Below are 25,294 nucleotides of genomic sequence, written 5' to 3'. Positions count from 1 at the left end.
CAGAAATCATCTTGACTGATACAGGCAAGGGGATTTTAATTCAGCCCAAACCGCCTTTTCCTCCTACTACTTTAAATGAAGTAGCCCGCTGTTGGAAGTATAACGGTTCACCCAAAACCTGAGAGGATATGGAAGCGGCTATTAGCCCAGGCATTCTGGAGCCATGGCATGATTGCAGTTGATACCCAATCTGGGAAAAAGTTACCATTATGTATGGGTAGACTGGCGGGGTTTCCCTTGAGATGGCTACAGGATTTTGGCTCCGGTCAGAGGAGAAATTGTCGAAATATGGCGAGTTTTACATGGCAGACAAGACCGAGAAGAATGGTTGAGCGATTGATGGCGAGGAAGGATGAAAATAGCTGCAGCCATTCTAACCCCAGATGCGATCGCTTTGTTAATCAGGTTTGGGTGAGAAGGCAAAGGTTAGGGCAGCCACCGGATTTCTGGGGTCTAGGTTGCTGGGACGATTTTATCAAAGCTTTAACCTAATGTTGGGAAATTGTCCCCTGATGTTTCCAGAAGGCAAAATAGTAGATACCAGCCCGAGCCATGACCACAAACTTAGAGTGCTACTGTTTCAAAGGCAATGCGTAGGGGATTATCAGAATGCGGTAAAAAGTTGAGCTTTTCAAACCCAATCACTTGCCCCTGTTGGTCCTTCATTAAAATCACCTCATCCCCCGTTTCTTCCGCTTCCACCTCATCTTGAGGATTACCAAACCAGACAACAAGTGTATTGCCGGTGCGGTCATAGAATACTTTTACTTCTGCCATAATTGCTCTCCTTCCTTAATAGCACTGGTTCGATAGGCTGTAATTAAAAATCCTTCTCCATTTAAGCGTCTAGTCACCGCACAAACCCAACGTTTTGTACCATCATTACGGTAGAATAGGTAAACCTGAGCATCAGTGTTACTAAGACGAACTTCGTCTGGGTCGCTTAATGTATTTTGTACCTCGGTCAAGCGGTTGATCATGATTGGATGCTTAACGGTGACAATAAACTGCCAATACTCGGCAGTTGTGCGAACACAGAAGCCAAGAGGGGGGACGATTTCAAAGAGGATTTCAGGATTCGATCAGGAATCATCATTCATAAACCGATTCGGCGATCGCCACATTCATCGAAAAATTCGCCCCCACATCAAAGGTGGGGTCAATACCAATCAGATCCACCTTCGTCCGCCTCGGCTCATCAATCCCCTCAATCTCCTCCCACACCCACTCCGTCCGGGGCGTAGAAAGCAGATGCAGGTTATGGGGGTCGTCGGTGGGTTGCTGACTCATAAAAACACCAGAGACCGCACAGCCCATTATAGCCCCTTCCCCAACCCGAACCTGACATCCAGCTAAAGCATCGGAATGACTGATAATTTCTTCCCAAGTTCCCTTGATTTCTAGCGGTTTTGCCGTCATAGAATATCTCGCTCAATACTAGGATTGAATTGATTATAGACTGCTTCTAACGATCAGACCCTGGAACTGTGGTGGAACTTAGCAACAGGTAAACCATTAGCCACCTTTACCGGGAAAGCGTTGAGGGGTTGAGAAACGGGGTTGCTTAACCCGATTGGGGTGAGGCGGCAGATGGAGCGATCGCACCGGGTGAAATGGCGATCGTATCCTAGCCAGGGGAATTTGTAGCACAGAAGAGGAGGCCATAGAACGCGCCCTGACCATTCTGATAACTCAAAGTTGAGTGGAGAAAAGAAACCGGGTTTCTTAATCAGATTTGGGTGAGGATGCAGAGATTGTCGCAGAAACCCGGTTTCTGGGATGATCGGTGGGTGATACGTTAATGGATGGGCTAAAATCTTGATTAGATAGCCATTAGAGACAAACCATGAAAATGAAGGCAATGATTTGGCAAGAAGATGATGTTTGGTGCGGTTCAGTTCCTGCCCTTCCGGGTTGTCACACCTGGGCATCGAGTTATGAAGAGTTGTTAGAAATGCTTGCTGATGCGGTTCAGGGTTGGCTAGAAGTAGCCAGTGAACAACAAGAAGTCACCCCAGAAAAACAGTTAATTGAGTTGTCTTTATGAAATCGATTTCGGGGAAAGCACTCTGCAAAATTGTGGAGCAACAGGGTTGGCAACTCAAACGAATCACAGGTAGCCATCATATTTATGCCAAAGAGGGTGTGGCAGTTATTCTGTCGATTCCAGTTGATAGCGATCGAGATTTACCGACTGGAACATTAAAAGGTATTCTCAAAGATGCTGGGATGACAGAGGACGACCTGCAATAAACCTCGGTGGGGTTGAGAAACCGGGTTGCTTAATCAGATTTCGGTGAGGATGCAAAGATTGTCCGAGAAACTCGATTTCTTTCTGCAATAGTCGGTGGGTTGTCGGTGGGTGTGGGAGTGTGATAAAATATATTCGAGGGATAAATTGAGGAAAATCACCGATGCAAATTACCATAGACCTACCGCCCGACCTTGAACAAGACCTCATTCGTAAAGCCACACAATCTAATATTCCCCTGCCTACTTTAATTCTGCAAGTTTTACGCCATCAAATGCAAACGCCACCGATTTCAAATTCTCAATGGTCAGAGGCGATTTTGTCTTATCAAGGAGTCCCTGATTTCCCCGCTTTCGAGTCCTATCGGGATGAATTGCTTCCCCCTCGCGAAGAGAAACTATTTTGATGCAATACCTCCTCGATACCTGTGTCATCAGTGACTTCATCAAAGGCGAACCGGGTACTCAAGGCAGAATCCAGCAAACCGCCCCAGTTAACATTGCTGTTTCCTCAATTACAGTGATGGAACTCAACTATGGTTTAATCCTCAATCCACAGCGGGCAGAAAAAATCAAACCGATTATTCTCAGTTTTCTGTCTTCTGTGACGATTCTCCCTTTCACAACCGCTGAAGCTGAAAAAGCGGCTGAAATTCGTGCCATACTCAAATCTCAAAGACAGCCAATTGGGGCTTATGATGTCTTGATAGCCGCCACTGCACTGCAACATCAACTGATAATGATTACCGCCAACCAACGAGAATTTAATCGCGTTGTGGGTCTTAAAACTGAGAATTGGCGACAGACCTAGATGGGGGTTAGAAACCGGGTTTATTAATCGAATTTCGGTGAGGATGCAAAGATTGTCATAGAAACCGAGTTTCTGTGGTCTAAGTGGCTGGGATGATTTGCTCAAAGCCTTAACCTGATGATCGGCGATCGCCCTCTGGCGTTTCCAGAAGGTAAAAGAGTAGATACAGCACCCCAGGAGCTAGATATGACACTCAACGAACTCTGGTGCTCAGGGATTCATCAACTCAACCCCCCCACCACCAGACCCAGAACTCCAACCCGCTAACTTTCCCAACGAGGGCTATTGGCTGGTTGCGGTCTTTGATCGACACTTCAGGGCGATCGCACCGGGTGAAATGGCGATCGCACTACGGTAAGCCATGGGAGGACGAGGCGCGGACTTCTGGCGTTCCCATCTGTCTGGGGTGGCGTTTTTGGTGAAACAAGATGAAGTCTTGGATGTAATCGAGATAGGAGTTCTCGGTTTTGCGACTGAGATGCCGGGATGGCTTGGCGGAGGCGATCGAGAAGTTGGGACGGTTGAGACACTTCCATGGCAAACTTGCGCTAAAAGGCGACGAAAAGGGGTGTTATCCCGCACCGGCGCGATAATACCCATAATATCGGAGTTAGACCGCCAATGCTTGACAACACCCTCCAGAGGCGAGTTATCCTGCAATTGCGGTCTAGTAAATAGTTAGCCGGCAATGAATCCCTCGAAAGCAGTTTTTGGGGACAGATTACCTAGTTTGATACAATTCATTTAGGATTGAGCCTTCTACGAGGGATTGGGATTATGCGGTCAATTGAGCAACTGACTGAGGAAATATTGTCTCTGCCTAGCGAATCAAGAGCACTTCTGGCAGACAAGTTAGTAGAAAGCTTGGAGTTCGACACTGATTCAGCAATCCAGACATTTTGGGTAACTGAAGCCAAGCGCCGGAGAGATGAGGTAAGAGATGGCTCTGTTCAACCAATTTCAGGCGAAGATGCTTTAGCGCAAGTTAGACGGCTGATTGAGCCATGAGGTATGTATTTCATCCTCAAGCGCTGAATGAATACGCTGAGGCGGTTCAATACTACACAGAGCAGCGAGTTGAGGCGGCTCAAGCGTTCATAAACGCAATTGAGGATACAGTTTATCGGATCGGGGAGTCTCCAACCCGTTATGCTGCAATTGATGAAGATGTTCGGCGGTGTATGGCGCGTAAGTTTCCTTATGGTATTCTCTACACAATTGAGCAAGACTACATTCTGATTTTGGCGGTCATGCATTGCAGTCGTGAGCCTGGATACTGGAAAAGCCGCAAATAATTGAAGTTGTCATCTGCCTAACACTGCACTGCAACGGACGGAATGGAGATCCTGGTTTAGTCCCAAAGGTTATCTGCCGCCGTTGAGCTTCACCGTTAAATCTTATTAAGCTGGGAATGTGATGTTTTTGGAGACAATGCCTACTTTTTAACAACATTGGCAGAATCAGGGAAGTATACCCGCTTTCCAAGAGCGCGATCGCACTATGCTCAATCTACCTGAGAGCCGCGATCATCGATAGAATGGGGATAAAGTTCTGGGTAGAGTGGCAATGACTGAGTTGCTGGATCGTGCGATCGCCTTTGTTACAAGCCTTACCTGAAAGTGAGCAGAATGCGATCATCGTTGGGAACCAGCGATACTGCCCAAGGAGGGAGTGTAAGGCCTGCATCGGGGGCGTAAGTCATCCGTAGAGGCATCTGCCGTTGAGTTGGGAAGCCCCGTCCCCTTATGGGCGGAGTAGTTCACTTGTAAGATATTATGAAGGGGAACAAAGAGATGCCTAGCGATTAGGAGCCAGTGTATGCAAGCAATTCTGTTAAGCCGCGAGCAGGTTGGGCATCGAGCAAAGCAACTGTACGAGGGTGGAATCCGTCAAAAGGTCGAAATTGACGAGAATATTGGCAAGATGGTCATCATCGACATTGAGACAGGTGACTATGAGGTCGATAAGACTGGCTTGCAGGCCTCTCGCAATCTGAGTAAGAAACATCCAAATGCTAGACTCTTTGGCATTCGGATTGGATACAATGTTGCCGTCTCCTTTGGTGGTGTCATGGAGCGTGTTTACAAGTGATTTCTGGGATTTTAACAGATACACACGCAACGGTCGCTCTAACGTTCTTATTACCAAATGGCTCAACTGTTTCTATCGAATTTGTCATCGATACAGGATTCACAGGAGAATTGTGCCTTCCGCTAGAAGCAGTTTCACTGATGGGTTTAACCTTTAGACACGATACTTTTGCAAATTTAGCAGATAACAGCGAAGTATCACTCCCCCTTTACGAAGCGGTTGTCCTTTGGGATGGTACGGAGCGGGATGTTTTGGTCATTGCGACAGGAAGGCGACCTCTGCTTGGAACCGCTTTGTTAGATGAACAAGAGTTGGTGATTCAGTTTATAGAGGGTGGATTGGTGACGATTGACGAGTTGTAAGGGCTTGTCGGTGCGTGACAGTGCAGGCTAACAATTCAAATGCAGCGGACGGACAAAAGCTGCTGGTGCTAAGTTTGAGGTTGTCTGCCGCCGTTGAGCTTCACCGTTAAATCTTATTAAGGTGGGGATGTGATGTTTTTCGAGACAATGCCTACTTTTTAACAACATTGGTAGGATCAGGGAGGTCTACCCCCTTTCCAAGAGCGCGATCGCACTATGCTCAATCTACCTGAGAGCCGCGATCATCGATAGAATGGGGATAAAGTTCTGGGTAGAGTGGCAATGACTGAGTTGCTGGATCGTGCGATTTGCATCAAGATTGGGTCATCAAGCGATGCGTCGTTTTGTATCCAACATGACACCTAATACGGTTCAAGTTGAGCCTCTCATTCCAGAGGACTTAGTACGGGTGCATGAAATTTTGGAACAGTATGCTGATAACCAGCTTGATTTTACCCCCTTGCTTACTAAAAAATAGAGGATTAAAATGATTGTCACACTAGATCTGCCAGCAGAATTAGAAGATGAACTGTCTCTTGAGGCATCCCAGTTAAAGCTACCTATCACAGAGTATATTTTGCGTGTCCTATCGTTTCGCCCATTTCTTCAAAATCCGCCAAAAACAGGTGCAGAACTTGTTACTTACTGGGAAAATAGCGGAATTATCAACTCTCGTCCTGATATTACCGATAGTCAAGAATATGCTCGCAGATTACGTCGTGAAGCTGAAACCCGTGAGTGATTCTAGGTGGCTCCATGTATTTACTTGATACCGATATTTTTATTGACATTCAAAGAGGCTTTACACCTGCTTTAAGTTGGTTTGTCTCTCTCCAAGAACTGCCCAGTATCCCTGGCTTCGTTGTTATGGAGTTGATTCAGGACGCACAAAATAAGCAACAAGTTCGTAAAGCCTTGCAACTTGTTGCACCACTACCTGTAGTCTGGCCTACTGAAATTGACTGTGCGCGTGCGCTCTCAGATTTCACGGCTTACCATTTATCACATAAAGTGGGATTAATTGATGCTTTGATAGCTGCCTGTGCTGTAGGTCAGGGCTTTACCCTTTGCACCTTCAATACTAAGCATTATCGAGTCATTCCAGGACTAAAAATAGAGCAACCGTATAACCGCTAGGCGCGGGCTAACTTCACCGTTAAATTCTATCAAGGTGGGGATGTGCTGTTTTTGTAGCAATGACTGAGTTGCTTGAGCGGGCAATACAGATCCTGCGGGCGAAGCTCTACGATATTAAACTCCAAGAGCGGCAGGAGAAGGTGACTTCGTTGCGGCGATCGCAAGTTGGCACGGGGGCGCGATCGGAGAAGATCCGCACCTACAATTACAAGGACAACCGGATCACGGATCACCGTTTGGGGCAAAATTTCACGCTGGCAAATATCCTCGATGGGGATATTGATCAGGTGATGGAGGCTTGTATCTCTCAGGATCAGCAGGAGCGGCTGGAGCAGTTGGCCAATGCAACGGAGTAGACGCGGACTTCTGTGACTCCCATCTCTCTGGGGTGGCGTTTTTGGTGAAACAAGATGAAGTCTTGGATGTAATAGAGATAGGACTTCTCGGTTTTGCGACTGAGATGCCGGAAGCGGATGGCTTGGCGCACGCGATCAAGAAGTTTAGGCGATTGAGGCACTTCCATGACAGGACTTGCGCTAAAAGACGACGAAAAGGGGTGTTATCCCGCACGTGCGGGATAACACCCATAATATCGGAGTTAGACCGCCAATGCTTGACAACACTCTCCAGAAGTGAGTTATCCTGCAATTGCGGTCTAATATATAGTTGTACCGCTCAATTCTTGGTAGGGGCAGTACCGAAACGTTACCTGTTGGTATCTAAATGCTAATTTAGTTTCCAATAACCACAAAGCTCAAACTCATCATTATGAAGCGAAGAAGTTTCTGCCAATATGTTGCAATGGGGTCAGCGTCTTTTGCTGGGATTGTGGGCAGAGATTTGACCTTTGCCATGAGTTCTGCGTCTTCTCAAGTCAAGTCACGCCACAAATGGGTCGTTTTGTACTGGATGCCTTATGACAATGACCTTGCACGTTTTGGCGAGCCAATCGTTGAAATGTTAACCAATGGTACACAAAACTCTGAAATAGCCGTAGTTGTTCAATCAGACTATTGGGGTGATCCCCAAATGCGCCGTCGCCAGCTTATTAATGGCACTATCACTGAAGTTGATGTATCAGGAGAAGATAGTAGCGATGCATCTGCTTTTACAGCGTATCTTGATTGGGCAAATCAGACTTTTGAAGCAGAGCATTGGGCAGTCATTGTTATGGGTCACGGAGGAAAGATTAATGAAGTTAGTCCCGACGATCACGGAATAAATCGTCAAACCCGCACATGGATGAGAGTTGACCAGTTTGCAGATGCAGTTAGCACCTTCAATCAATCCGTGCATGGGCGGGTTGAACTGCTCTTCTTTCAAAACTGTAATAAAGCCACGCTAGAAGTCGTATACGAAGCGAGGAATTGTGCTAAGTACACTCTTGCCTCCCAGCTTACTCTTGGTGATCCTAATTACTACTACGAAGGCTTTCTAAATCACCTTGCATCGTCGGCTGATGGGCGTGAAGCAGCCATAGCTATCATGGATTCTGAAAGGGCTGATATGTTTCACACGCTAACTTTAGTGGACAATCAAGCGGTTGAGCGCATTCCAGAGAAGCTCTCAAGATTGCTTCAGCCGATTCTTAACAATCGTTTACTAGCAATTAGCCAATCAGACCTCCCAACCTATCACTACTTTGGTGATCAACATTGTGATGTGCTTGTTCTACTTGGTTATCTCTCAAGGGTTAGTAATCAGGAGCAAAATGAGTTTGCTGAGTTTGCTGAGTTCCTAAGTTCATCAGTTATTGCATCTTACAAAACAGGAGGAGAACTTTATGGCAGTCGTCCCTATAGCAACACTAATTCAGAGGAGTTGTGTGGTTTAAGTTTATATCTTCCAGAAACTAGACAAGATATTTCTCGCTATAGTTCTCTTGCCTTATATCAAGGAGTTGATTTAGTAAGTTTATACAGTAAGTTTATACAGAGGGATAGTTACCACTTGATAAGCGAGTGAAGTATGGTAGAGCGATACAACAATTCTGGTGCAGCGGACTAACAAAGTTGGTTGGTGTTGCGGCAGAGGTTATTGACAGCCGCTGACCAGAACCGTTAAATCCTATCAAGGTGGGGATGTGCTGTTTTTGAAGACAATACCTACCTTTCAACAACATTGGCAGGTTCAGGGAAGTATACCCCCTTTCCAAGAGCGCGATCGCACTATGCTCAATCTGCCTGAGAGCTGCGATAATGGATAGAATGGGTACAAAGTTCTGGGTGAAGGGGCAATGACTGAGTTGCTTGAGGGGGCGATCGCCTAATTGAAAACTTTGCCTGCTGATGAGCAAGATGACGGCACTGTTGCCTAAAGGGGTGATCAACGATGAAACCGGTACCCAGTGGAGCTTGATTCCCCCCATCACCCGTTAACCGTTCAGTGTCAATCCTGCCATAATGCAAGATATGCACCTGGAGGTGAGATGATGGAACAACGAACTCTTGAAGGAACCTGGGAAGAGATTCTACTTTACGCGCCTGAACTGGCTGGACGGCGGGTAAAGCTGACTGTACTATCCTCTGACGATTCTAACTCCCAACACCCAGTTACTCTAGATCAGATCTTGAGAGGGAGGGTAGGACGGATTCGGTTTCAACCATCTAGCTTATCCGCACGTACCAAAGCAGCCTTTGCAGACATTCTGGCGGATAAATACAAGTTACCGAGATTAGACCAGTGACACTCTGTGATGCTTCTGCGCTGATTGCTCTGATTAATCAGGATGATGACAACCATGATCGCTGTGTTAGTGTTCTGCCATCTCTTCCAGCACCTCTAGTCACCACTTGGTCATGTTTTACCGAAGCCATGTATTTATTAGGTCGGTATGGTGAGTGGCCAGCACAGATGGAGTTATGGGGCTACATCGCTGACCAAATCCTTGTGTTTCATTTCTCTGATAAGCCAGAACAGATGCGAATGCAGGCATTGATGGAACAGTATCGGGATATCCCGATGGATCTAGCAGATGCATCTCTAGTGGCTACTGCTGAATCCCTTAATCAGAAACAAATCTTTACTCTTGACAGGGATTTTTATATTTATCGTCTTCCAGGAAATCAACCTTTTGATGTTGTCCCCTGAAATGGCGATGGAATATGCCGAGGGCTAACTTAACCGTTAAATCTTATCAAGGTGGTGATGTGATGTTTTTGGAGACAATGCCTACTTTTCAACAACATTGGCAGGAGCAGGGAAGTCTACCCGCTTTCCAAGAGCGCGATCGCACTATGCTCAATCTACCTGAGAGCCGCGATAATTGATAAAATGGGGATAAAATTCTGGGTGAAGGGGCAATGACTGAGTTGCTTGAGGGGGCAATGCAGATCCTGCGGGCGAAGCTCTACGATATTAAACTCCAGGAGCGGCAGGAGGAGGTGACTTCGTTGCGGCGATCGCAGGTGGGGACGGGGGCGCGATCAGAATCGTTTTTAATATAATCTAGACTATCTGCACTAGAGGGCGATCTATGTTACTGCAAAACCTCAAGGAAGAAGCGGTCAAGTTATCACCGAGCGATCGACTTGCGTTGGTCAGTGCCATCATTGAGTCCTTGCAGAATACCCCAAGTCCAAAGCCTGATCGTTCTGGTGCAATTCGACGGATGCGCGGCTTACTCAAAACAGACCAGCCTGCACCCACTGACGAAGAAGTAGCTGCGATGCTAGAAGAGCGTCGGGTGGAGAATTACCTTCAGTGAGAGTTTTAATCGATACCAATATTCTCCTAGATTTTCTATTGCAGAGAGAGCCATTTTTCCACGATGCAGAACGAATGTTCCAGGCGATCGATTCTGGTCAGATCGTTGGGTATGCCACCGCTACAACGCTCACAGATATTTTCTACATTGCTCGAAGGCACACAGGCAGCATCGAACAAGCACGGCAAGCAGTTTTAGAGACATTGACAGTGATGGAGATCTGCCCTGTGAACCGGGAGGTTTTAGAGGTAGCGTTTAGCTCAGGTTTGGCTGACTACGAGGATGCCATTCAGGTTGCTTGTGCTGTAGCTCAGGGGCTTGATGCCATCTTGACCCGCGATAGTCAAGTTTTTTTAAATTCATCTGTACCTGTGTTATCGGTTCAGGAGTGCTTGCATCGCTTGGAAGAACCCAATAACGATTAGGGGTTTGGGAGGCGAAGATTGCAAGCCTGCCCATTGTCAACAGTTGGGTGGTGGATTTTGTCAACCTCCGGAATGTGGGTTTAAGTCTGTTTCTGAACGCTCACTCACCCAGTTNNNNCATTGTCAACAGTTGGGTGGTGGATTTTGTCAACCTCCGGAATGTGGGTTTAAGTCTGTTTCTGAACGCTCACTCACCCAGTTCATCCAAAGGACTGCGAACCCCTCAGCCACCGCGATTAAGAACGTGGGTGTAAATCCTGGTGGTTTTCACATCTTTGTGGCCTAACAGTTCTTGCACTGTGCGAATGTCATAGCCATCCTCAAGCAAGTGGGTGGCAAAGCTATGGCGGAGGGTGTGGCAACTCCCGTGTTTGGTGATACTGGCTTCTTGTTTGGCTTGCTTCATCCTGCGTTGAATGCGATCTTCAGAGAGATGATGACGGCGAACGGCTCCGGAACGGGGATCACGAGAACGATGAGCGGCTGGAAATACATACTGCCAGCCCCATTCTCGTTGGGCATTGGGATATTTGCGGGCGAGGGCATCGGGTAGCTCAACTTCGCCGTACCCGTCGAGGAGTTCGCGATCGTGGGCGAGTTTGGTGCGGGCAATGTGTTGTTGAAGGGGGAGAATGAGCGATCGGGGCAACATGGTGATGCGATCCTTTTTGCCTTTGCTGTTACGGATGAGGATTTGGCCATGGTCAAAGTCCACGTCCTTAACTCGCAGTCGTAGGCATTCAGTCAACCGCATCCCAGTCCCGTAGAGTAGGCGGATGACCAAGGCCTCTGGGTCATCCCCAACCTTAGCCAGGATTGCCAGCACTTCCGGGCGCGAGAACACAGTGGGCAACCGCTTGGGGCACTGGGGCCGCTCAAGGACATCAAGGTCTGGCAAGGGAAGGTCAAGAACTTAGCGGTAGAGAACGAGCAAGGCACTGGGGGCAACGTTTTGGGTGGAGGCAGCCATTTTTTTATCGACCGCGAGGTAGTAAGAGGCGCGGAGTTCTGGTACTCCCATCTCTCTGGGGTGGCGTTTTTGTTGAAACAAGATGAAGTCTCGGATATAGTAGAGTATGGAACTTCTCGGTTTTGCGACTGAGATGCCTAAAGCGGATGGCTTGGCGCACGCGATCAAGAAGTTTGGGCGGTTGAGGCACTGATGAGTGGTCATAAGGAGAAAATTATCATGCAGATTACGATTGAACTTCCCGACGACATAGCCAATCAATTACAACCCGTCAATGTTTCCCGCCGAGTTCTAGAACTTATCGCTGCCGATCACTATCGTCAAGGTCGTATTGGAGCCGCCGAAGTGCGACAAATACTTAACTTTTCCTCTCGTTGGGAAACCTACAAATTTCTTAAGCGTGAGAAAGCTTATTTGCCCTATACTGAAGACGATTTAGAGCAGGATGTCCAAGCGATTCGCAATCTGTTGGCTACGGAATGATTATTGTTTCCAATACCTCCCCAATCAACTACCTGATTCTGATTGGGCAGATCGACTTACTACCTGAATTGTTCCGGCAGGTCATCATTCCCCAAGCAGTTTATAGCGAACTATCTGATACGGAAGCTCCAAACCTTGTCCGAACTTGGATAACAACTCCACCCAATTGGCTCAAAATTCAACCTCAACCTGTCAGCCAAGCTTCGGATACAATCATTAATTTGCTTGATCCTGGAGAACGTGCAGCTATCCTTCTAGCCCAAGAACTGAAAGCTAACTTACTTTTGCTAGATGACATGAAAGCGCGACGCACTGCGATAGACAGAGGTTTGAGCATTACAGGTATCCTCGGAATTTTGGATCAGGCAGCAACCCTAAAGCTCATCGACCTACCTCTTGCCGTTCAAAGCCTTCAAGCTACATCTTTTTGGGCATCTGACAGTTTGTTTCAAAGGTTATTAGACAAGCACACTTAAAGCCTCACTACGTAGACTAAAGTACACCGCTCAACTTGAATCTACATCCTCTGAGATCGGGCTAACAAATCGATGGAGCCGACCGTATCAAGATTATCTGTGGGAAACCGAGGTTATCTGCGGCGGCTCATCTCAACGGTTAGACGCTTCGTTATTTACAAAAGTATGCTGATTAAGTTTGGGCCAGATAATCTTAGAAGATCGGGGGAATTATGGCTTTAGGTATCGCTGTTGTATCATTACTTCTGTTATGTTATTTATATCTCAAATTGAGGGCTGCGGATTGCGCTTTTGTGGAAATGAACCAACGCGATTGGCACATCCATCTCTTGCCGAAACCGTCGTTATTTGCCCGTCTTTTTAATATCATCATTGATAAACGCGGCGCTTCACTTTTGATCACGCTCTTAGAGAAAACAGCCATCGCATCAGCTTTGAAGAAGTCTGTTCGGCAAATGGAAGAGGCCGAAGCCAGTGGACGTGTCCCTGCTATTCTATGTGATGCCGCCGCACGTCAAGCTATGCGGTCGCGATTGGCAAACTACGCGGATGATATGCGCGCCTCTGTCACCCTCAACGCGCTTGCCAAAGTATCCAACTACGCCGGAGCATTGCACTATTTTTCTAATCATGCGGGTTTACTCAAATTAGGTGCAGAAGCGCATAATGAAGTTGTGCGTCAACCCGTCTTCATCGTGTCTATGCCGCGTACGGCTACTACCATTCTCCACCGCACGCTGGCTACAGATACTTCGCGTTGGCGAGCCTTCGACTTGGCGGATATGATTATGCCCTTGCCGCCTATCCCCCGTTCAGACCGCGCGCGCCGTGATCAGTTGGCCGAGAAAGTGCAAAAGAATTTTATCGAGCCACTTAAACGAATTTATCCGGGTTGGTATGAGTGCTTGGAGACAATGCATGCGATGAAACCTAACCAAGTGGATGAAGACTTGGGTATCTATGATTCTGGACTTGGCTTTGGCTACCAAGATACGCTAATGCTTCTTTATCCAGAGCAGCGGGCCCGTGGAATGCCTCTTGAAAGTGCTGAACTGGCTGCCTATCGTTATGCTTGGCTCGATATGGTTATGCGCATTCATCAAACTTTGGAGCCCGATAGCGACAAGACGTGGCTGATGAAAGACCCTAACCACACGGCCTTCCTGCCGCAACTCCGGCAGCAATTTCCGGATGCCCGCTTCATTTTTACCCATCGCCCTCCCCGTGAGATTTTACCCAGTATGGCAAAGTTGTTCGTGGTTTTTACATGTATCTTTGTTGAACCCGGCGCACCGGGAACCACTTCAGCAGAGTGGGGACAGTATGCTTTGGAAAAGACTAACTTTTTCTTGAGCGGGATTGTTGATTACACTAAGGCAAATCCGCCGGATGAAGACCACCGTATCGATTTCTTGTTCTCGGAGTTGGCACCGAATATGGTTGAGTGTATCGGGCGAATCTACGAGATGTGTTTTGATGAAAAACCAACCGCAGAGGCGAAGGCGGCTATGCAGGCTTACCTTGACGATCATAAGCGTGATAAAAAGGGGAATCAACCCCGTTCCTTGCAAGATTTTCACTTGACGGAGGCCAAAATCGCCTTTGAGGAATATAGCAATATGTTCTTAAGAGATAGCGTCTAACAACTCGCTGCACCCGACACGCGCTGCGCGCGTGGTGGCGGCGGAGAGCCGCGCCTTGAAGCTAGTTGACTGGCGGTGGTGCTGGCACCGCACCCGCGCGTGCGGGTGAGCTCGAGGTCGTTAAATCTTATTAAGGTGGGGATGTGATGTTTTTCGAGACAATGCCTACTTTTTAACAACATTGGCAGAATCAGGGAAGTATACCGGCTTTCCAACAGCGCGATCGCACTATGCTCAATCTACCTGAGAGCTGCGATAATCGATAGAATGGGTACAAAGTTCTGGGTAGAGTGGCAATGACTGAGTTGCTTGAGGGTGCGATCGCCTTTGTTACCAGCCTTACCTGAAAGTGAGCAGAATGCGATCGCTTCGCGCTCTGGGATAACTCATGCTCCCGGTCTCCCGATATTCTTGCCAAACTGGCAGATACAGAGATATCGCAGTCGCCAAAGCGATTAAGACATTGCCAATCTTGAGGATCTGTAGGGTGGGCATTGCTCACCTGGCTAGTCGTTAGTGTATATTACGTCCTAATCATCTTGACTATGGCTGTATTATTGTTTGCTTTCATAATATCACATTAAAATAAAGTATGTCAGGGGAATCAGCCAATTTTGAATTTTTGCGATCGCATGACCTTCAGTTAGTACGTCTTGGGGCTTTAGCTGAACGCTATTTCCGAGATGACCCCGGTACTTGCCTGATTAAGTTACGGCAGTTTGCTGAAGTGCTGGCACAATTGACCGCCGCCAAAACAGGTCAGTTTGTTTCTACCGAGGAAGCCCAGGCAGATTTATTGAAACGGTTGAAGTTTCAACGGGTGATATCGCCCGAAGTCGCTGATCTGTTCCATCAGATCAGAATTGCAGGCAATAGGGCAACCCATGAATATATTGGCGATCATAGGTCAGCCCTGACCATGTTAAAGATGGCCAGACAACTGGCTATCTGGTTTCATCGAACATTCAGTGGCAATACCAGCTTTAGGGCGGGTGCTTTTGTGCCGCCGCCGAACCCAACAGATGTAACAGCCGAACTGGCAGCCGAACTTGAACGCTTGCGGATTGCCCTTGAAGAGACCCGCAGCGAGGCAGAAAGGGCAAGGCTGGCAGCCGAAGAACAGGCTAGGGCGGTGCTGAGTGCCGAGGAGAAAGCCCGTCAGGAAGCTGAAAACCGTTCATTATGGGAGCAGCTTGCGGTCGAGTCGGAACAGGCAAGATCAGCCCTTGAAGTTCAGTTAGCCACCCTTCAGGCAGCATCGAAGCAGTTACCCGCCCAACAGACCGCCGCTATTATTTCTCTGGCTGATCGGGCGGCGACCGTGATTGATCTCGATGAAGATGAAACACGGGCAATTATTGATCAGCAATTGCAGGATGCAGGCTGGTTAGCTGATACCCAAAACTTGCGTCATGACAAGGGCGTAAGACCCGTTAAGGGGAAGAATATGGCGATCGCCGAATGGCCAACGGCTAACGGTATTGCTGACTATGCCCTGTTTGTGGGTACAAGCTGTATCGGCTTCATTGAAGCCAAGCGCAGGCGCAAGAATGTTTCTGCTGCCATTGATCAGGCCGAGCGATACGCCAGAGGGTTTCAGGCGGGTGATGGTTTTGCTCCTATTGATGGTAGCCCATGGGGTGAGTTCCAGTTTCCTTTTGTGTTTGCCACCAATGGGCGACCTTATCTCAAACAGATTGAGACCGAAAGCGGGATCTGGTTTCGGGATGTGCGCCAGCCCACCAATCGCCGCCGTGCCTTAGTAGGCTGGTACACCCCGGAAGGCTTGGCAGCGCTGCTAGGGATGGATCGTGAAACTGCCCATGCTCACCTGAAAACCCAGCCCTATCGGTTTGGTTTTCCGTTGCGTCCTTATCAACAACGAGCGATCGCAGCGGTGGAAATGGCCCTAGAGTCCGATCGCCGTGAGATGTTGGTGGCAATGGCCACCGGAACGGGTAAGACAAAACTGGCGATCGCCCTGCTCTACCGACTCTTAACCGCCAAAAGGTTTCGCCGGGTTTGTTTTGTGGTCGATCGCAGTGCTTTAGGCAGTCAGGCAGCCGGTGAGTTTCGGACGACCAAGGTTGTCACCGCTAAAGCCTTTGGGGATATTTTCGGGTTACAGGGGTTAGAAGATATTACCCCAGAGTCAGAAACCAAGGTGCATATCTGCACCATTCAGGGGCTAGTGAAGCGGGTGCTGTATGCCAGCGAACCCCGAACAGTTCCCCCCATTGACCAATATGATCTGCTGTTGATTGATGAATGTCACCGAGGCTATCTGCTGGATCGGGAAATGTCCGATGCCGAGCTAAGTTTTCGCAGTCAGGATGATTATATCTCTAAGTATCGTCGAGTTTTAGAGCATTTTGATGCGGTCAAGATCGGATTGACAGCCACGCCAGCCCTGCATACGGTGCAGATTTTTGGTGAACCCGTGTTTACCTACGCTTACCGGGAGGCCGTGATCGATGGGTTTCTGATTGACCATGAACCACCCGTGCAGATTACCACTACCTTGAGTCGGAGTGGGATTCAGTTTCGGGCGGGGGAAGCACTCGATGCGATCTACTCTCCCACCGGGCATCTACAGCGCATTTACGCCCCAGACGATCTCAATTTCGAGGTAGAGGAGTTCAATAAGAAGGTGATCACGATTCCTTTCAATAAGGCAGTTGCCAAGGAACTAGCCAAACATATCGATCCGAACTTGCCCGGTAAGACCTTGATTTTTGCCGTGAATGATGCCCATGCGGATATTGTGGTCGATCAGGTGAAGCAGGCAATGGCTGATTATTACGGCGAGATCGAGGATGCCGCCGTTCGCAAGATTACAGGCAGTGTGGACAAGGTAGGGGATTTGATCCGTTCTTACCGTAATGATGCCATGCCTCAGATCGCGGTCACGGTTGACCTCTTGACCACCGGCATTGATGTTCCGAAGATTACCAATCTGGTGTTTTTGCGGCGGGTGAATAGCCGGATTCTTTATGAGCAGATGTTGGGACGGGCAACCCGCCAATGCCCTGAGATTGATAAAGAAACGTTCCGTATTTTTGATGCGGTTGATTTATATGCCAAGTTACAGACTTTGACCGAGATGAAACCCGTTGTGGTCAATCCTGCCATCAGCCTTGAGCAGTTATTTGATGAGTTTGCTCAGGTTACCGAGGCGGATCACCGTGCTGTCATCCGGGATCAGATCCTGGTTAAACTGCGGCGGAAGTTGGGGCGGTTGGCGGATCAAGCCAGAGATCGCTATGAGGCCGATATCGGGGAAACCCCAGAAGAGACGCTCGAGCGGTTCAGGACTTCCCCGCTGCCCGAGTTGGCGGGCTGGGTGAGCGATCGCCCCGGTATCGGGCGGATTTTGGATTGGAATCCAGAAGGGGGTGAGGGGAGCTTGCTGCCGATTTCTCATCACCCTGATGAGGTTGTTGCCGTGACCCGTGGTTATGGATCGGGGCAAAAACCTGATGATTTTCTCGATAGCTTTACCGCCTATGTGCGTGATAACGTCAACCAACTGGCAGCTTTGACCGTGGTATTGCAAAGGCCAAGGGAGCTAACCCGCGCCCAGCTTCGTGAATTGCGCCTAGAGCTTGATAAGATGGGCTATTCAGAAACCAATTTGCGCCAAGCGTGGCAGGAAGCCAAGAATGAGGATATTGCCGCCTCGATCATTGACTTTATCCGTCAAGCGGCGCTGGGCGATCCGCTGATTCCCTATGATGAGCGGGTAAAAGCAGCCATGAAACGCATCCTGGCAAAACGAGCCTGGACAGACCCGCAGCGCAAATGGTTAAAGCGGATTGGGGAACAGGTCGCCCGTGAGTTTATTGTCGATCGCGCTGCCCTGGATCAGGAGCCTTTCGGAAATGACGGGGGGTTTAATCGCCTCAACCGTATTTTTGAGGGACAACTGGAAGCTATTTTAGGAGATATAAACGAGGAGTTATGGCGAAGGACAGCTTGATTGCCCTCATCCCCCAGCCCCTTCTCCCAAGCAGGGAGAAGGGGAGCCAATCCCCCAGCTCATTTTCTGCCAAGCAGGGAGAAGGGGAGCCAATCCCCCAGCTCATTCTGCCAAGCAGGGAGAAGGGGAGCCAATCAAAGTCCCTCTCCCTCTTTGGGAGAGGGATTTAGGGTGAGGGAGAGTCAATGAGTACCAGTAACGTAACCCGTGATATTGTCGCGAAACTTTGGAATTTGTGTCATATCCTGCGAGATGATGGCATTACCTATAACGAATATGTCACCGAATTAACCTATTTGTTATTTCTCAAGATGCTGGCGGAGACGGGGCGGGAAGATTGTTTACCGCAGGAGTATCGCTGGAGCGCATTGGATAGCCGCGAAGGGTTGGAGCAGTTGGAGTTTTATCGCCAGCTTCTGCTTGATTTGGGGAATCAGAAGAAGGTTGCTGACCCCGTGATTCTGGCTATTTTTACCGATGCTCAAACCAGACTGAGAAAGCCCACCAATTTGAAATCGCTCACGGATGCTATTGATCGGCTGGACTGGTTTTCGGCACGAGAAGAAGGCTTAGGCAACCTTTATGAAGGGTTGTTGGAGAAGAACGCCGCCGAGAAGAAATCCGGGGCAGGGCAATACTTCACACCGCGCCCCTTGATTGATTGCATTGTCAGGCTGGTGCAGCCCCAGGCGGGCGAGGTGATCCAAGACCCGGCAGCGGGGACGGGGGGCTTTCTGGTAGCGGCGGATCAGTATGTCAAAAACCAGACGGATGACTTGTACACCCTGACCCAGGAGCAGGGGCGTTTCCAGCGTAATGAGGCTTATCGAGGGTTGGAGTTAGTACCCGATACGCACCGTCTTTGCCTGATGAATTTGATGTTGCATGGCATTGAAAGCGTGGTGATGTGTGGGGATAGCCTGTCACCGGATGGGGAGAGTTTGGGCAAGGCTGATGTGATTCTGACCAATCCACCCTTCGGAACCAAGAAGGGGGGCGGACGACCTACCCGATCGGATTTTTCGGTGACCGCAGAAACCTCTAACAAGCAGTTGGCGTTTGTGGAGCATATTTACCGCGCTCTGAAACCAGGGGGCAGGGCGGCGGTGGTGTTGCCGGATAATGTGTTGTTTGAGGATAATACGGGGCGCAAGCTGAGGCAGCAGCTTATGGATTTGTGCGATCTGCATACCATTTTGCGCTTGCCGACCGGGATTTTCTATGCTCAGGGGGTGAAAACTAATGTGCTGTTTTTCACGCGGGGCAAGACGGACAGGGGCAACACGAAGGCAGTGTGGGTGTATGACCTGCGGGCAAATATGATCAGTTTTGGTAAGACGAGACTGCTGACGGTGGCGGATTTTGCCGAGTTTGAAGCGGCTTTTGGGGATGACCCGTTGGGGAAAGCGCCGCGCACTGACCAGGGCGAGGAAGGGCGATTCCGCTGCTTCACCCGTGAGGAGATTGCTGCCCGCAATGATAACCTAGACATTAGCTGGTTGCGGGATACCAGCGATGACCCAGAGGATGACCTAACGGAGCCGGAGGAAATTGCGGCGGCGATCGCTACCCATTTAGGCAACGCCCTGCGGGAAATTGAGATTATGATGGAGGAGTTTAGCAACGGAGCAGATAGCCGATGACTTTACGGCTGCATTGAGGATGAAACGTTTATTCGTCATCAATAAATTTACACCCAATGAAGATGATATGGAAACAGATCTGAGTATGCACACAATTCAATTAAGGTCTTATGTGGGCAGTGATGGATTATTACATATTTCGTTGCCTGACTTACAGGATACGGAGGTTGATATTATTTTGGTATATCAGCCAGCAAAACCATTAGTAAAAACATCGTCAAAACGACAATGGTCTCCCGATTTTTTAAGTGTATTTGGAGCTTGGGAAGGTGAGCCACTTGTGAGGGCTGTTCAAGAGGAGGCATCCGAGCGGGAGTCGTTTTAATGTCTTATTTGCTGGATACTAATACCTGCATCAATTATATTAATCGGCGTAGCATGAGCGTTTATCAACACCTCATGGCATTATCTCCCGACGATGTGTATATTTGCGAAGATTGGGAGGCCGAAAATCCATGAAAACCCAAGCTGAGGTGATTTATCTATGAATACAACTCAAGAAGCAATTATTCATTGTTTACGACAACAGAGGAGTTTGATTTATGTCTAAGCGGGGCGATCGCGAGCCTTTAGCCGATCGCCTACTCAAACAACTCGCAACTCTAGCCCCAGATGACCTTGATTTAGTCATTGATTTTGTCAGTTTACTACACCAGAGAAAGCGTAGCTCTTTGGGCAAACGCCTACGAGACCTATTTCGAGAAACCCAAGCATTACCCGGTGTAAGCCAGATTACTGAGGAAGATATTGCGGCTGAAATTGAGGCATATCGTAGAGGCGAGTGAAAATTTTAATCGATACAAATGTTTTAGTTTCTGCTGTTTTACGGGATCGTATTCCAGAACAAGTTGTGCTTTATGTTAAAGACATATCGGGCGATCTCAAAACTCGATTTTCAAAAATTCCTGATCAGGAGACTGGTTTATGTCTATCACCAACTTTGCCCCCAAATACACCAACCATTGGAGCGATCGCCATGATGACTAAGATTCAACAAACGAATAAACTGCTAGAGCAGCTAGAAACACTAACTCCTGAAGAGATAAATATGGTAATCGCTTTTGCTGATTTCTTGCACTATAAAAAAAGCATTCAGTCACCAAAGCAAGTCATTCAGAAGCACCCAGGAGCTACCACTCACTTCAGTCCCAAAAACTTGTCTAAACTCCGAGGGATTGCTAAACCTGTATCGGTTTTAGAACAGTCTGATCCTCAGACAGACTATGTTGATTATCTAACGAACAAATACACATAATGCGAGTTTTAATCGATACCAATGTGGTGCTTGACTTTCTACAAGAGCGGGAACCTTTTGTAGAGAATGCAGCGAGAATTTTTCAGCAGATTGATGCTGGGGAAATTGAAGGAGTGATTACCGCTACCACAATCACTAATATTTATTATATTATTCGGAAGTTCGCCGGAGATGGAGTTGCTCGAGACGCGATCGCCCAAATTCTGATCGATCTCACGATCGCCCCTGTGAATCGAGATGTTTTAGAAGGAGCGATCGCTCTACAATTCGCTGATTTTGAGGATGCTGTACAGTATGTATGTGGTATTAGCCATCCTGTAGATGTCATTGTTACTCGTGATGTTACTGGGTTTAGCGCCGCAACCATTCCAGTGGTGCTACCGGAAAACTTTGATGATTTCAAGCTAAGATTGCGGCTGGACGATCCCAGATGATGTTGGCAGAGCGATCGCATTATCGCGGCTAAAGGAAACAACCCCATGAGACAATTACCAATGGAGTTCGAGATTAACCAAAATCGCGCGATCGCCCCTAATCATTTGCGAAATGCTCTGGCAGAAATTGGGGCATATAGTGAGAAGATGGAAGGCGATGAACCGCAAGAGGAGGTAGCCGCGTGAGTGAATTACCGAAGGGGTGGGCTGAAACAAAACTTGGCGAGATTTCCCAACTTGAGATGGGTCAGTCACCGCCCGGTACTGCTACTAATTCAGATGCAAAGGGGATTCCGTTAATTGGTGGGGCTTCAGACTTTGTGGGTGAACAGATCAAACCAAACCGTTTTACTTCTGCACCAACAAAAATATGCCAGCCTAATGACCTGATACTCTGTGTTAGAGCAACGATAGGAAAACTGGCTGTCGCTGAATCTGCTTACTGTTTAGGTCGTGGTGTTGCTGGAATACGCCCTCGTAATGTAAATCAGGACTGGTTACGTTATCGGCTTATTGGTGACGCATCAGCCCTTGATGCGGCTGGAACAGGTAGTACATTTCGCCAGATCGATAAGCAAACGCTTGTGTCTTGGAACATAAACCTTCCCCCACTCAACGAACAACGGCGGATTGTTGCCAAGCTCGATCGCCTCTTTGCCCGTAGTCGTTGTGCCCGTGAGGAGTTGGGGCGGGTGTCTAGGTTAGTTCAGCGCTACAAACAAGCCGTCCTAGCCGCCGCCTTCCGTGGCGATCTCACAGCAGATTGGCGGGCAGAGAATCCTGATGTAGAGCCAGCATCAGAACTTCTGAGGCAAATTCTCATAAGACGGAAGCAACGATACAATGAAAAATATAATGAGTCTAAGTTGAAAAATAAGAAAAAACCAAGAAAAGATTTTGTCGATCAGATTCCTTCCATTCAATCTGAAGTAGAAATTAGTCTACCTAAAACATGGGCTGTTACAAATATTGATTATTTAGCCCATGTAACAAAACTAGCTGGATTTGAATACACAAAACACTTTAAAACTAATGATGTTGCGGGTATTCCTATAATCAGAGCGCAAAATGTGCAAATGGGTAAATTCATAGAAACCAATATCAAGTATATTTCTGAAGATGTTTCTAACTATCTTGAGCGATCCCAATTACATGGACGGGAAGTGTTGATGGTTTTTATTGGAGCAGGAACTGGAAATGTATGTTTAGCACCTCAAGAAAGAAGATGGCACTTAGCTCCAAATGTTGCAAAAATAGATGTAGATGAAATTTCAAGCAATTATCTTTGTCTTTATCTTCAATCATCCATAGGTCAAAATTATGTTGATTCATGGATAAAATCTACTGCCCAACCTAGCCTTTCAATGGAAACAATAAGAAAGATTATAGTTTTTCTTTCCCCACTTGAAGAACAAAAAGAGATTGTTCGGCGAGTTGAAAAGCTGTTCAAAGCGATAGATCTCATCGAGCAGGAACATCAAAAAGCCAGCAAACTACTCGATCGCCTAGAGAAAGCCACCCTATCCAAAGCCTTTCGGGGCGAACTCGTACCCCAAGACCCCAACGACGAACCCGCCGCAGTCTTGTTAGAACGCATCCAAGCCGAACGGCAGACGCAACCCAAACGCAAAGCAAAATCGACCCGCAAACCCAAAGCCAATTGAGGGGGTGCGATCGAGGCTAACACTGCTCAACAGGATGTTTCAGAGCCGGATGAGGATATCCTCCTTAATGAGATTGACCCTGTGTATGGGTGGAGTTCCCAGCCAAGTAATTTGGCATGACCGCAATACTTGACACCAGTTTTTTGTTGAGTTGTTGCCCTAAAACCCCAGCTAACAACCCCTTGGCAGCGGACGCTTGAGATATCTTGATGGGGATCCAAAGGTTATCTGTCGCCGCTTATCTTGGTGGTTGGGTAGCCATACTTTTGGATGCCACACTCAAACGAGGTGCTGGATTTTCGTAAGTAGGTAGACTCAATAGCTGCGAAACCGCCCCAAAAAAAGCACAGCCTTGGGTAAAATAAAGAAGCGATGTGATTTGGTGGTGTTAACTGCTTCTGAAAAATGACAAAACTACTTCAACAGGCGATCGCCCAAATCCAACAACTCCCACCGGACCAACAAGATGCGATCGCCGCTCGATTTTTGGCAGAGGACAACATTGGCAGGCTCAGGGAAGTCTACCCGCTTTCCAAGAGCGCGATCGGGCTATGCTCAATCTGCCTGAGAGCGGCGATAATGGATAGAATGAGTACAAAGTTCTGGGTGAAGTGGCAATGACTGAGTTGCTTGAGGGTGCGATCGCCTAATTGAAAAGCCTGCTGATGAGCAAGATGCGATCGCTGCTCGTTTACTTACTCAGATGCTAGAATAGGGCAGCAACGCGGTTTCATTAGCAATATAGCCATGTCTAAAACAATAGTCGAGCGGCAAGATCTTGTTGAGGTAGTAAATGCTCTGCCTGATGAGGTTTTGGTAGAGTTGGCAAATTTTCTTGACTACTTGCGCTATAAAACGTCTCAGGATAAGAAACCTGATCTTTGTCAACAAAACTTTTTGCTCTCTGTTGCCGGCTTAGGTAAGTCTGCTCAACAGGATGTTTCAGAGCGGGATGAGGATATCCTCCTTAATGAGATTGACCCTGTGTATGGGTGGAGTTCCCAGCCAAGTAATTTGGCATGACGGCAATACTTGACACCAGTTTTTTGTTGAGTTGTTGCCCTAAAACCCCAGCTAACAACCCCTTGGCAGCGGACGCTTGAGATATCTTGATGGGGATCCAAAGGTTATCTGTCGCGGCTTATCTTGGTGGTTGGGTAGCCATACTTTTGGATGCCACACTCAAACGAGGTGCTGGATTTTCGTAAGTAGGTAGACTCAATAGCTGCGAAACCGCCCCAAAAAAAGCACAGCCTTGGGTAAAATAAAGAAGCGATGTGATTTGGTGGTGTTAACTGCTTCTGAAAAATGACAAAACTACTTCAACAGGCGATCGCCCAAATCCAACAACTCCCACCGGACCAACAAGATGCGATCGCCGCTCGATTGTTGGCAGAGTTGCAGGACGAGCAAAAATGGGAAACCAGTTTTGCTACCACGACAGACGAGCAATGGGATCAGATGGCCGCAATGGTACGGCAGGAAATCGCAGCAGGAGAAACTCTTGCCCTTGATGAGGTATTCCCAACACAAAAATGAAATCAAGCGTCACAAAGTCATTTCGCCAGCGGCTAGGTGATTTGCCTGCATCAGTTCAAGAACAAGCCCATAAAGCTTACGCCCTTTGGCAAGAAGATCCTTATCATCCGAGCCTTCAGTTCAAGCGAGTCAGTCAGAAGCAACGGATTTATTCTGCTCGTGTCAGTCTCAATTATCGTGTTTTAGGTTTACTCGAAGGCGACGATATTTACTGGTATTGGATTGGCACACACGATGATTACGATGAATTGCTAAAACGGATTTAGTCAGTAGGATTAGGGTGCGTTAGACGGGATCGATAAGGTGATTAGGGTTAGGGATAATTGAGAGATTTGATGGGTGATGGTAGCTGATACATTTACGCGACATTTTTCCGGTTGTTCCCGGACAATGCAACGATAGCACTATTACCCGTTAAGGTAACAG

The 25,294-nt window shown here is 47.9% G+C and carries 44 protein-coding genes and 2 pseudogenes; 35 read left to right on the top strand and 11 right to left on the bottom strand.

Annotation, left to right across the window (positions count from 1 at the left end; genetic code table 11):
- Positions 1 to 246 precede the first annotated feature (246 nt).
- From ACTIE0_RS13230 to ACTIE0_RS13210, 5 genes are all read right to left on the bottom strand, one after another.
- A complete protein-coding gene (locus tag ACTIE0_RS13230) occupies positions 247 to 372 on the bottom strand; it encodes a hypothetical protein (RefSeq protein WP_257720189.1) in 126 nt (41 codons plus the stop codon).
- A 192-nt stretch (positions 373 to 564) separates the two neighbouring features.
- On the bottom strand, positions 565 to 777 hold the full coding sequence (locus ACTIE0_RS13225) for a DUF2283 domain-containing protein (RefSeq protein ID WP_006621162.1): 213 nt from the start codon (positions 775 to 777) through the stop codon (positions 565 to 567).
- Positions 765 to 980 (bottom strand): hypothetical protein, encoded by a 216-nt coding sequence (locus tag ACTIE0_RS13220; RefSeq protein WP_006621163.1) that lies wholly within the window; start codon positions 978 to 980, stop codon positions 765 to 767. The genes ACTIE0_RS13225 and ACTIE0_RS13220 overlap by 13 nt, the downstream gene beginning before the upstream one ends.
- A 112-nt stretch (positions 981 to 1,092) precedes the next feature.
- Entirely contained in the window at positions 1,093 to 1,419 is a 327-nt protein-coding gene (locus ACTIE0_RS13215) for a hypothetical protein (protein WP_006621164.1), read from the bottom strand.
- Positions 1,420 to 1,515: 96 nt separating this feature from the next.
- The gene (locus tag ACTIE0_RS13210) at positions 1,516 to 1,665 is read right to left on the bottom strand and encodes a hypothetical protein (RefSeq protein WP_155839084.1); all 150 of its coding nucleotides are present in this window, start codon (positions 1,663 to 1,665) and stop codon (positions 1,516 to 1,518) included.
- A 181-nt stretch (positions 1,666 to 1,846) separates the two neighbouring features.
- On the opposite strand from ACTIE0_RS13210, the gene ACTIE0_RS13205 reads away from it, so the two are divergent.
- From ACTIE0_RS13205 to ACTIE0_RS13190, 4 genes are all read left to right on the top strand, one after another.
- A complete protein-coding gene (locus tag ACTIE0_RS13205; protein WP_006669828.1) occupies positions 1,847 to 2,047 on the top strand; it encodes a type II toxin-antitoxin system HicB family antitoxin in 201 nt (66 codons plus the stop codon).
- Complete coding sequence (locus ACTIE0_RS13200) at positions 2,044 to 2,253, top strand: type II toxin-antitoxin system HicA family toxin (protein WP_006621167.1); 210 nt, start codon at positions 2,044 to 2,046, stop codon at positions 2,251 to 2,253. The genes ACTIE0_RS13205 and ACTIE0_RS13200 overlap by 4 nt, the downstream gene beginning before the upstream one ends.
- A gap of 161 nt (positions 2,254 to 2,414) precedes the next feature.
- The gene (locus tag ACTIE0_RS13195) at positions 2,415 to 2,657 is read left to right on the top strand and encodes a hypothetical protein (protein ID WP_006669829.1); all 243 of its coding nucleotides are present in this window, start codon (positions 2,415 to 2,417) and stop codon (positions 2,655 to 2,657) included.
- On the top strand, positions 2,657 to 3,061 hold the full coding sequence (locus tag ACTIE0_RS13190; protein ID WP_006621170.1) for a type II toxin-antitoxin system VapC family toxin: 405 nt from the start codon (positions 2,657 to 2,659) through the stop codon (positions 3,059 to 3,061). Before ACTIE0_RS13195 ends, ACTIE0_RS13190 begins: the two co-directional genes overlap by 1 nt.
- Before the next feature lie 349 nt (positions 3,062 to 3,410).
- Here the strand turns inward: ACTIE0_RS13190 and ACTIE0_RS13185 are convergent, their stop codons facing one another.
- A complete protein-coding gene (locus ACTIE0_RS13185) occupies positions 3,411 to 3,602 on the bottom strand; it encodes a phage integrase N-terminal SAM-like domain-containing protein (protein WP_071533523.1) in 192 nt (63 codons plus the stop codon).
- A 236-nt stretch (positions 3,603 to 3,838) separates the two neighbouring features.
- Between ACTIE0_RS13185 and ACTIE0_RS13180 the strand changes: the two genes are divergently transcribed.
- The 8 genes and pseudogenes from ACTIE0_RS13180 to ACTIE0_RS13145 form a co-directional block, all read left to right on the top strand.
- On the top strand, positions 3,839 to 4,069 hold the full coding sequence (locus ACTIE0_RS13180) for an addiction module protein (RefSeq protein ID WP_006621173.1): 231 nt from the start codon (positions 3,839 to 3,841) through the stop codon (positions 4,067 to 4,069).
- The gene (locus ACTIE0_RS13175) at positions 4,066 to 4,356 is read left to right on the top strand and encodes a type II toxin-antitoxin system RelE/ParE family toxin (protein WP_006621174.1); all 291 of its coding nucleotides are present in this window, start codon (positions 4,066 to 4,068) and stop codon (positions 4,354 to 4,356) included. Before ACTIE0_RS13180 ends, ACTIE0_RS13175 begins: the two co-directional genes overlap by 4 nt.
- A gap of 523 nt (positions 4,357 to 4,879) precedes the next feature.
- Positions 4,880 to 5,152 carry a hypothetical protein gene (locus ACTIE0_RS13170; RefSeq protein WP_006669830.1) on the top strand — a complete coding sequence of 91 codons (273 nt, stop codon included), beginning with the start codon at positions 4,880 to 4,882 and terminating at the stop codon, positions 5,150 to 5,152.
- Positions 5,149 to 5,514, top strand: a complete 366-nt coding sequence (locus ACTIE0_RS13165) for a clan AA aspartic protease (protein ID WP_008048963.1) — start codon at positions 5,149 to 5,151, stop codon at positions 5,512 to 5,514. The genes ACTIE0_RS13170 and ACTIE0_RS13165 overlap by 4 nt, the downstream gene beginning before the upstream one ends.
- A gap of 301 nt (positions 5,515 to 5,815) precedes the next feature.
- Entirely contained in the window at positions 5,816 to 5,992 is a 177-nt protein-coding gene (locus ACTIE0_RS13160) for a hypothetical protein (RefSeq protein ID WP_155839085.1), read from the top strand.
- 9 nt (positions 5,993 to 6,001) lie between these two features.
- Entirely contained in the window at positions 6,002 to 6,256 is a 255-nt protein-coding gene (locus ACTIE0_RS13155; RefSeq protein WP_006621177.1) for a hypothetical protein, read from the top strand.
- 14 nt (positions 6,257 to 6,270) lie between these two features.
- Positions 6,271 to 6,651 (top strand): PIN domain-containing protein, encoded by a 381-nt coding sequence (locus ACTIE0_RS13150; protein WP_006669832.1) that lies wholly within the window; start codon positions 6,271 to 6,273, stop codon positions 6,649 to 6,651.
- Positions 6,652 to 6,725: 74 nt separating this feature from the next.
- Positions 6,726 to 7,007 (top strand): annotated as a pseudogene (locus tag ACTIE0_RS13145) (peptide chain release factor-like protein); the annotation flags it as partial.
- Here the strand turns inward: ACTIE0_RS13145 and ACTIE0_RS13140 are convergent.
- Positions 6,965 to 7,174 (bottom strand): phage integrase N-terminal SAM-like domain-containing protein, encoded by a 210-nt coding sequence (locus ACTIE0_RS13140; protein ID WP_006669833.1) that lies wholly within the window; start codon positions 7,172 to 7,174, stop codon positions 6,965 to 6,967. The pseudogene ACTIE0_RS13145 and the gene ACTIE0_RS13140 overlap by 43 nt on opposite strands.
- Positions 7,175 to 7,419: 245 nt before the next feature.
- Here ACTIE0_RS13140 and ACTIE0_RS13135 point away from each other — a divergent pair, with 245 nt between their 5' ends.
- The 7 genes from ACTIE0_RS13135 to ACTIE0_RS13105 all read left to right on the top strand — a co-directional run bounded on the left by ACTIE0_RS13135 (position 7,420) and on the right by ACTIE0_RS13105 (position 10,782).
- A complete protein-coding gene (locus ACTIE0_RS13135; RefSeq protein WP_039933373.1) occupies positions 7,420 to 8,616 on the top strand; it encodes a clostripain-related cysteine peptidase in 1,197 nt (398 codons plus the stop codon).
- 463 nt (positions 8,617 to 9,079) lie between these two features.
- On the top strand, positions 9,080 to 9,337 hold the full coding sequence (locus tag ACTIE0_RS13130; protein ID WP_008057534.1) for a hypothetical protein: 258 nt from the start codon (positions 9,080 to 9,082) through the stop codon (positions 9,335 to 9,337).
- Complete coding sequence (locus tag ACTIE0_RS13125; protein ID WP_006621183.1) at positions 9,334 to 9,741, top strand: type II toxin-antitoxin system VapC family toxin; 408 nt, start codon at positions 9,334 to 9,336, stop codon at positions 9,739 to 9,741. Before ACTIE0_RS13130 ends, ACTIE0_RS13125 begins: the two co-directional genes overlap by 4 nt.
- Positions 9,742 to 9,755: 14 nt before the next feature.
- Positions 9,756 to 9,920, top strand: coding sequence for a hypothetical protein (locus ACTIE0_RS13120; RefSeq protein WP_006621184.1), 165 nt, complete (start codon positions 9,756 to 9,758; stop codon positions 9,918 to 9,920).
- 33 nt (positions 9,921 to 9,953) lie between these two features.
- Complete coding sequence (locus tag ACTIE0_RS13115) at positions 9,954 to 10,097, top strand: hypothetical protein (RefSeq protein ID WP_006621185.1); 144 nt, start codon at positions 9,954 to 9,956, stop codon at positions 10,095 to 10,097.
- Positions 10,098 to 10,126: 29 nt separating this feature from the next.
- Complete coding sequence (locus tag ACTIE0_RS13110; RefSeq protein WP_006621186.1) at positions 10,127 to 10,357, top strand: hypothetical protein; 231 nt, start codon at positions 10,127 to 10,129, stop codon at positions 10,355 to 10,357.
- A complete protein-coding gene (locus ACTIE0_RS13105) occupies positions 10,354 to 10,782 on the top strand; it encodes a type II toxin-antitoxin system VapC family toxin (protein ID WP_006669836.1) in 429 nt (142 codons plus the stop codon). The genes ACTIE0_RS13110 and ACTIE0_RS13105 overlap by 4 nt, the downstream gene beginning before the upstream one ends.
- A gap of 223 nt (positions 10,783 to 11,005) precedes the next feature.
- Here the strand turns inward: ACTIE0_RS13105 and ACTIE0_RS13100 are convergent, their stop codons facing one another.
- Entirely contained in the window at positions 11,006 to 11,635 is a 630-nt protein-coding gene (locus tag ACTIE0_RS13100) for an integron integrase (protein WP_439516915.1), read from the bottom strand.
- A gap of 60 nt (positions 11,636 to 11,695) precedes the next feature.
- Entirely contained in the window at positions 11,696 to 11,803 is a 108-nt protein-coding gene (locus ACTIE0_RS13095; RefSeq protein ID WP_353656335.1) for a hypothetical protein, read from the bottom strand.
- Positions 11,804 to 11,971: 168 nt separating this feature from the next.
- Here ACTIE0_RS13095 and ACTIE0_RS13090 point away from each other — a divergent pair, with 168 nt between their 5' ends.
- The 3 genes from ACTIE0_RS13090 (at position 11,972) to ACTIE0_RS13080 (ending at position 14,354) form a co-directional block, all read left to right on the top strand.
- Positions 11,972 to 12,235 carry a UPF0175 family protein gene (locus ACTIE0_RS13090; protein WP_008057519.1) on the top strand — a complete coding sequence of 88 codons (264 nt, stop codon included), beginning with the start codon at positions 11,972 to 11,974 and terminating at the stop codon, positions 12,233 to 12,235.
- Positions 12,232 to 12,711, top strand: coding sequence for a PIN domain-containing protein (locus ACTIE0_RS13085; RefSeq protein WP_006621195.1), 480 nt, complete (start codon positions 12,232 to 12,234; stop codon positions 12,709 to 12,711). Before ACTIE0_RS13090 ends, ACTIE0_RS13085 begins: the two co-directional genes overlap by 4 nt.
- 212 nt (positions 12,712 to 12,923) lie before the next feature.
- Positions 12,924 to 14,354, top strand: a complete 1,431-nt coding sequence (locus ACTIE0_RS13080) for a sulfotransferase (protein WP_006621196.1) — start codon at positions 12,924 to 12,926, stop codon at positions 14,352 to 14,354.
- 339 nt (positions 14,355 to 14,693) lie between these two features.
- Here ACTIE0_RS13080 and ACTIE0_RS13075 read toward each other — a convergent pair whose 3' ends face one another.
- A complete protein-coding gene (locus ACTIE0_RS13075; protein ID WP_006669838.1) occupies positions 14,694 to 14,849 on the bottom strand; it encodes a hypothetical protein in 156 nt (51 codons plus the stop codon).
- Between the two features lie 97 nt (positions 14,850 to 14,946).
- On the opposite strand from ACTIE0_RS13075, the gene hsdR reads away from it, so the two are divergent.
- The 13 genes from hsdR (at position 14,947) to ACTIE0_RS13010 (ending at position 25,134) form a co-directional block, all read left to right on the top strand.
- Positions 14,947 to 18,333: a type I restriction-modification system endonuclease gene (gene hsdR, locus ACTIE0_RS13070; RefSeq protein WP_006669839.1), complete on the top strand. Its 3,387-nt coding sequence runs from the start codon at positions 14,947 to 14,949 to the stop codon at positions 18,331 to 18,333.
- 185 nt (positions 18,334 to 18,518) lie between these two features.
- Positions 18,519 to 19,976: a class I SAM-dependent DNA methyltransferase gene (locus ACTIE0_RS13065; RefSeq protein WP_006669841.1), complete on the top strand. Its 1,458-nt coding sequence runs from the start codon at positions 18,519 to 18,521 to the stop codon at positions 19,974 to 19,976.
- Positions 19,977 to 19,995: 19 nt separating this feature from the next.
- The gene (locus ACTIE0_RS13060; RefSeq protein ID WP_006621203.1) at positions 19,996 to 20,301 is read left to right on the top strand and encodes a hypothetical protein; all 306 of its coding nucleotides are present in this window, start codon (positions 19,996 to 19,998) and stop codon (positions 20,299 to 20,301) included.
- On the top strand, positions 20,301 to 20,435 hold the full coding sequence (locus ACTIE0_RS13055) for a PIN domain-containing protein (protein WP_006669842.1): 135 nt from the start codon (positions 20,301 to 20,303) through the stop codon (positions 20,433 to 20,435). The genes ACTIE0_RS13060 and ACTIE0_RS13055 overlap by 1 nt, the downstream gene beginning before the upstream one ends.
- A gap of 83 nt (positions 20,436 to 20,518) precedes the next feature.
- On the top strand, positions 20,519 to 20,761 hold the full coding sequence (locus tag ACTIE0_RS13050) for a hypothetical protein (RefSeq protein ID WP_006669843.1): 243 nt from the start codon (positions 20,519 to 20,521) through the stop codon (positions 20,759 to 20,761).
- A complete protein-coding gene (locus ACTIE0_RS13045) occupies positions 20,758 to 21,231 on the top strand; it encodes a hypothetical protein (protein ID WP_006621205.1) in 474 nt (157 codons plus the stop codon). The genes ACTIE0_RS13050 and ACTIE0_RS13045 overlap by 4 nt, the downstream gene beginning before the upstream one ends.
- Positions 21,231 to 21,665: a type II toxin-antitoxin system VapC family toxin gene (locus ACTIE0_RS13040; protein ID WP_006621206.1), complete on the top strand. Its 435-nt coding sequence runs from the start codon at positions 21,231 to 21,233 to the stop codon at positions 21,663 to 21,665. The genes ACTIE0_RS13045 and ACTIE0_RS13040 overlap by 1 nt, the downstream gene beginning before the upstream one ends.
- Before the next feature lie 45 nt (positions 21,666 to 21,710).
- On the top strand, positions 21,711 to 21,851 hold the full coding sequence (locus ACTIE0_RS13035) for a hypothetical protein (protein ID WP_006669844.1): 141 nt from the start codon (positions 21,711 to 21,713) through the stop codon (positions 21,849 to 21,851).
- Positions 21,848 to 23,329, top strand: coding sequence for a restriction endonuclease subunit S (locus tag ACTIE0_RS13030; protein ID WP_006669845.1), 1,482 nt, complete (start codon positions 21,848 to 21,850; stop codon positions 23,327 to 23,329). Before ACTIE0_RS13035 ends, ACTIE0_RS13030 begins: the two co-directional genes overlap by 4 nt.
- Before the next feature lie 405 nt (positions 23,330 to 23,734).
- Positions 23,735 to 23,950, top strand: a complete 216-nt coding sequence (locus ACTIE0_RS13025; protein WP_006621210.1) for a hypothetical protein — start codon at positions 23,735 to 23,737, stop codon at positions 23,948 to 23,950.
- Positions 23,951 to 24,076: 126 nt separating this feature from the next.
- Complete coding sequence (locus ACTIE0_RS13020; protein ID WP_006621211.1) at positions 24,077 to 24,352, top strand: hypothetical protein; 276 nt, start codon at positions 24,077 to 24,079, stop codon at positions 24,350 to 24,352.
- A 285-nt stretch (positions 24,353 to 24,637) separates the two neighbouring features.
- Positions 24,638 to 24,868 (top strand): hypothetical protein, encoded by a 231-nt coding sequence (locus ACTIE0_RS13015; RefSeq protein WP_006621212.1) that lies wholly within the window; start codon positions 24,638 to 24,640, stop codon positions 24,866 to 24,868.
- On the top strand, positions 24,865 to 25,134 hold the full coding sequence (locus tag ACTIE0_RS13010) for a ParE family toxin-like protein (protein WP_006621213.1): 270 nt from the start codon (positions 24,865 to 24,867) through the stop codon (positions 25,132 to 25,134). Before ACTIE0_RS13015 ends, ACTIE0_RS13010 begins: the two co-directional genes overlap by 4 nt.
- A 92-nt stretch (positions 25,135 to 25,226) precedes the next feature.
- Here the strand turns inward: ACTIE0_RS13010 and ACTIE0_RS13005 are convergent.
- A pseudogene (locus ACTIE0_RS13005) lies at positions 25,227 to 25,294 on the bottom strand (zinc ribbon domain-containing protein); the annotation flags it as partial.

The organism is Limnospira sp. (genome assembly GCF_051859755.1).
In the GTDB taxonomy this organism is placed as follows: domain Bacteria; phylum Cyanobacteriota; class Cyanobacteriia; order Cyanobacteriales; family Microcoleaceae; genus Limnospira; species Limnospira fusiformis.
Note: the sequence above shows the minus strand (reverse complement) of the source record. Positions and strands in the feature narration are given on the sequence as shown.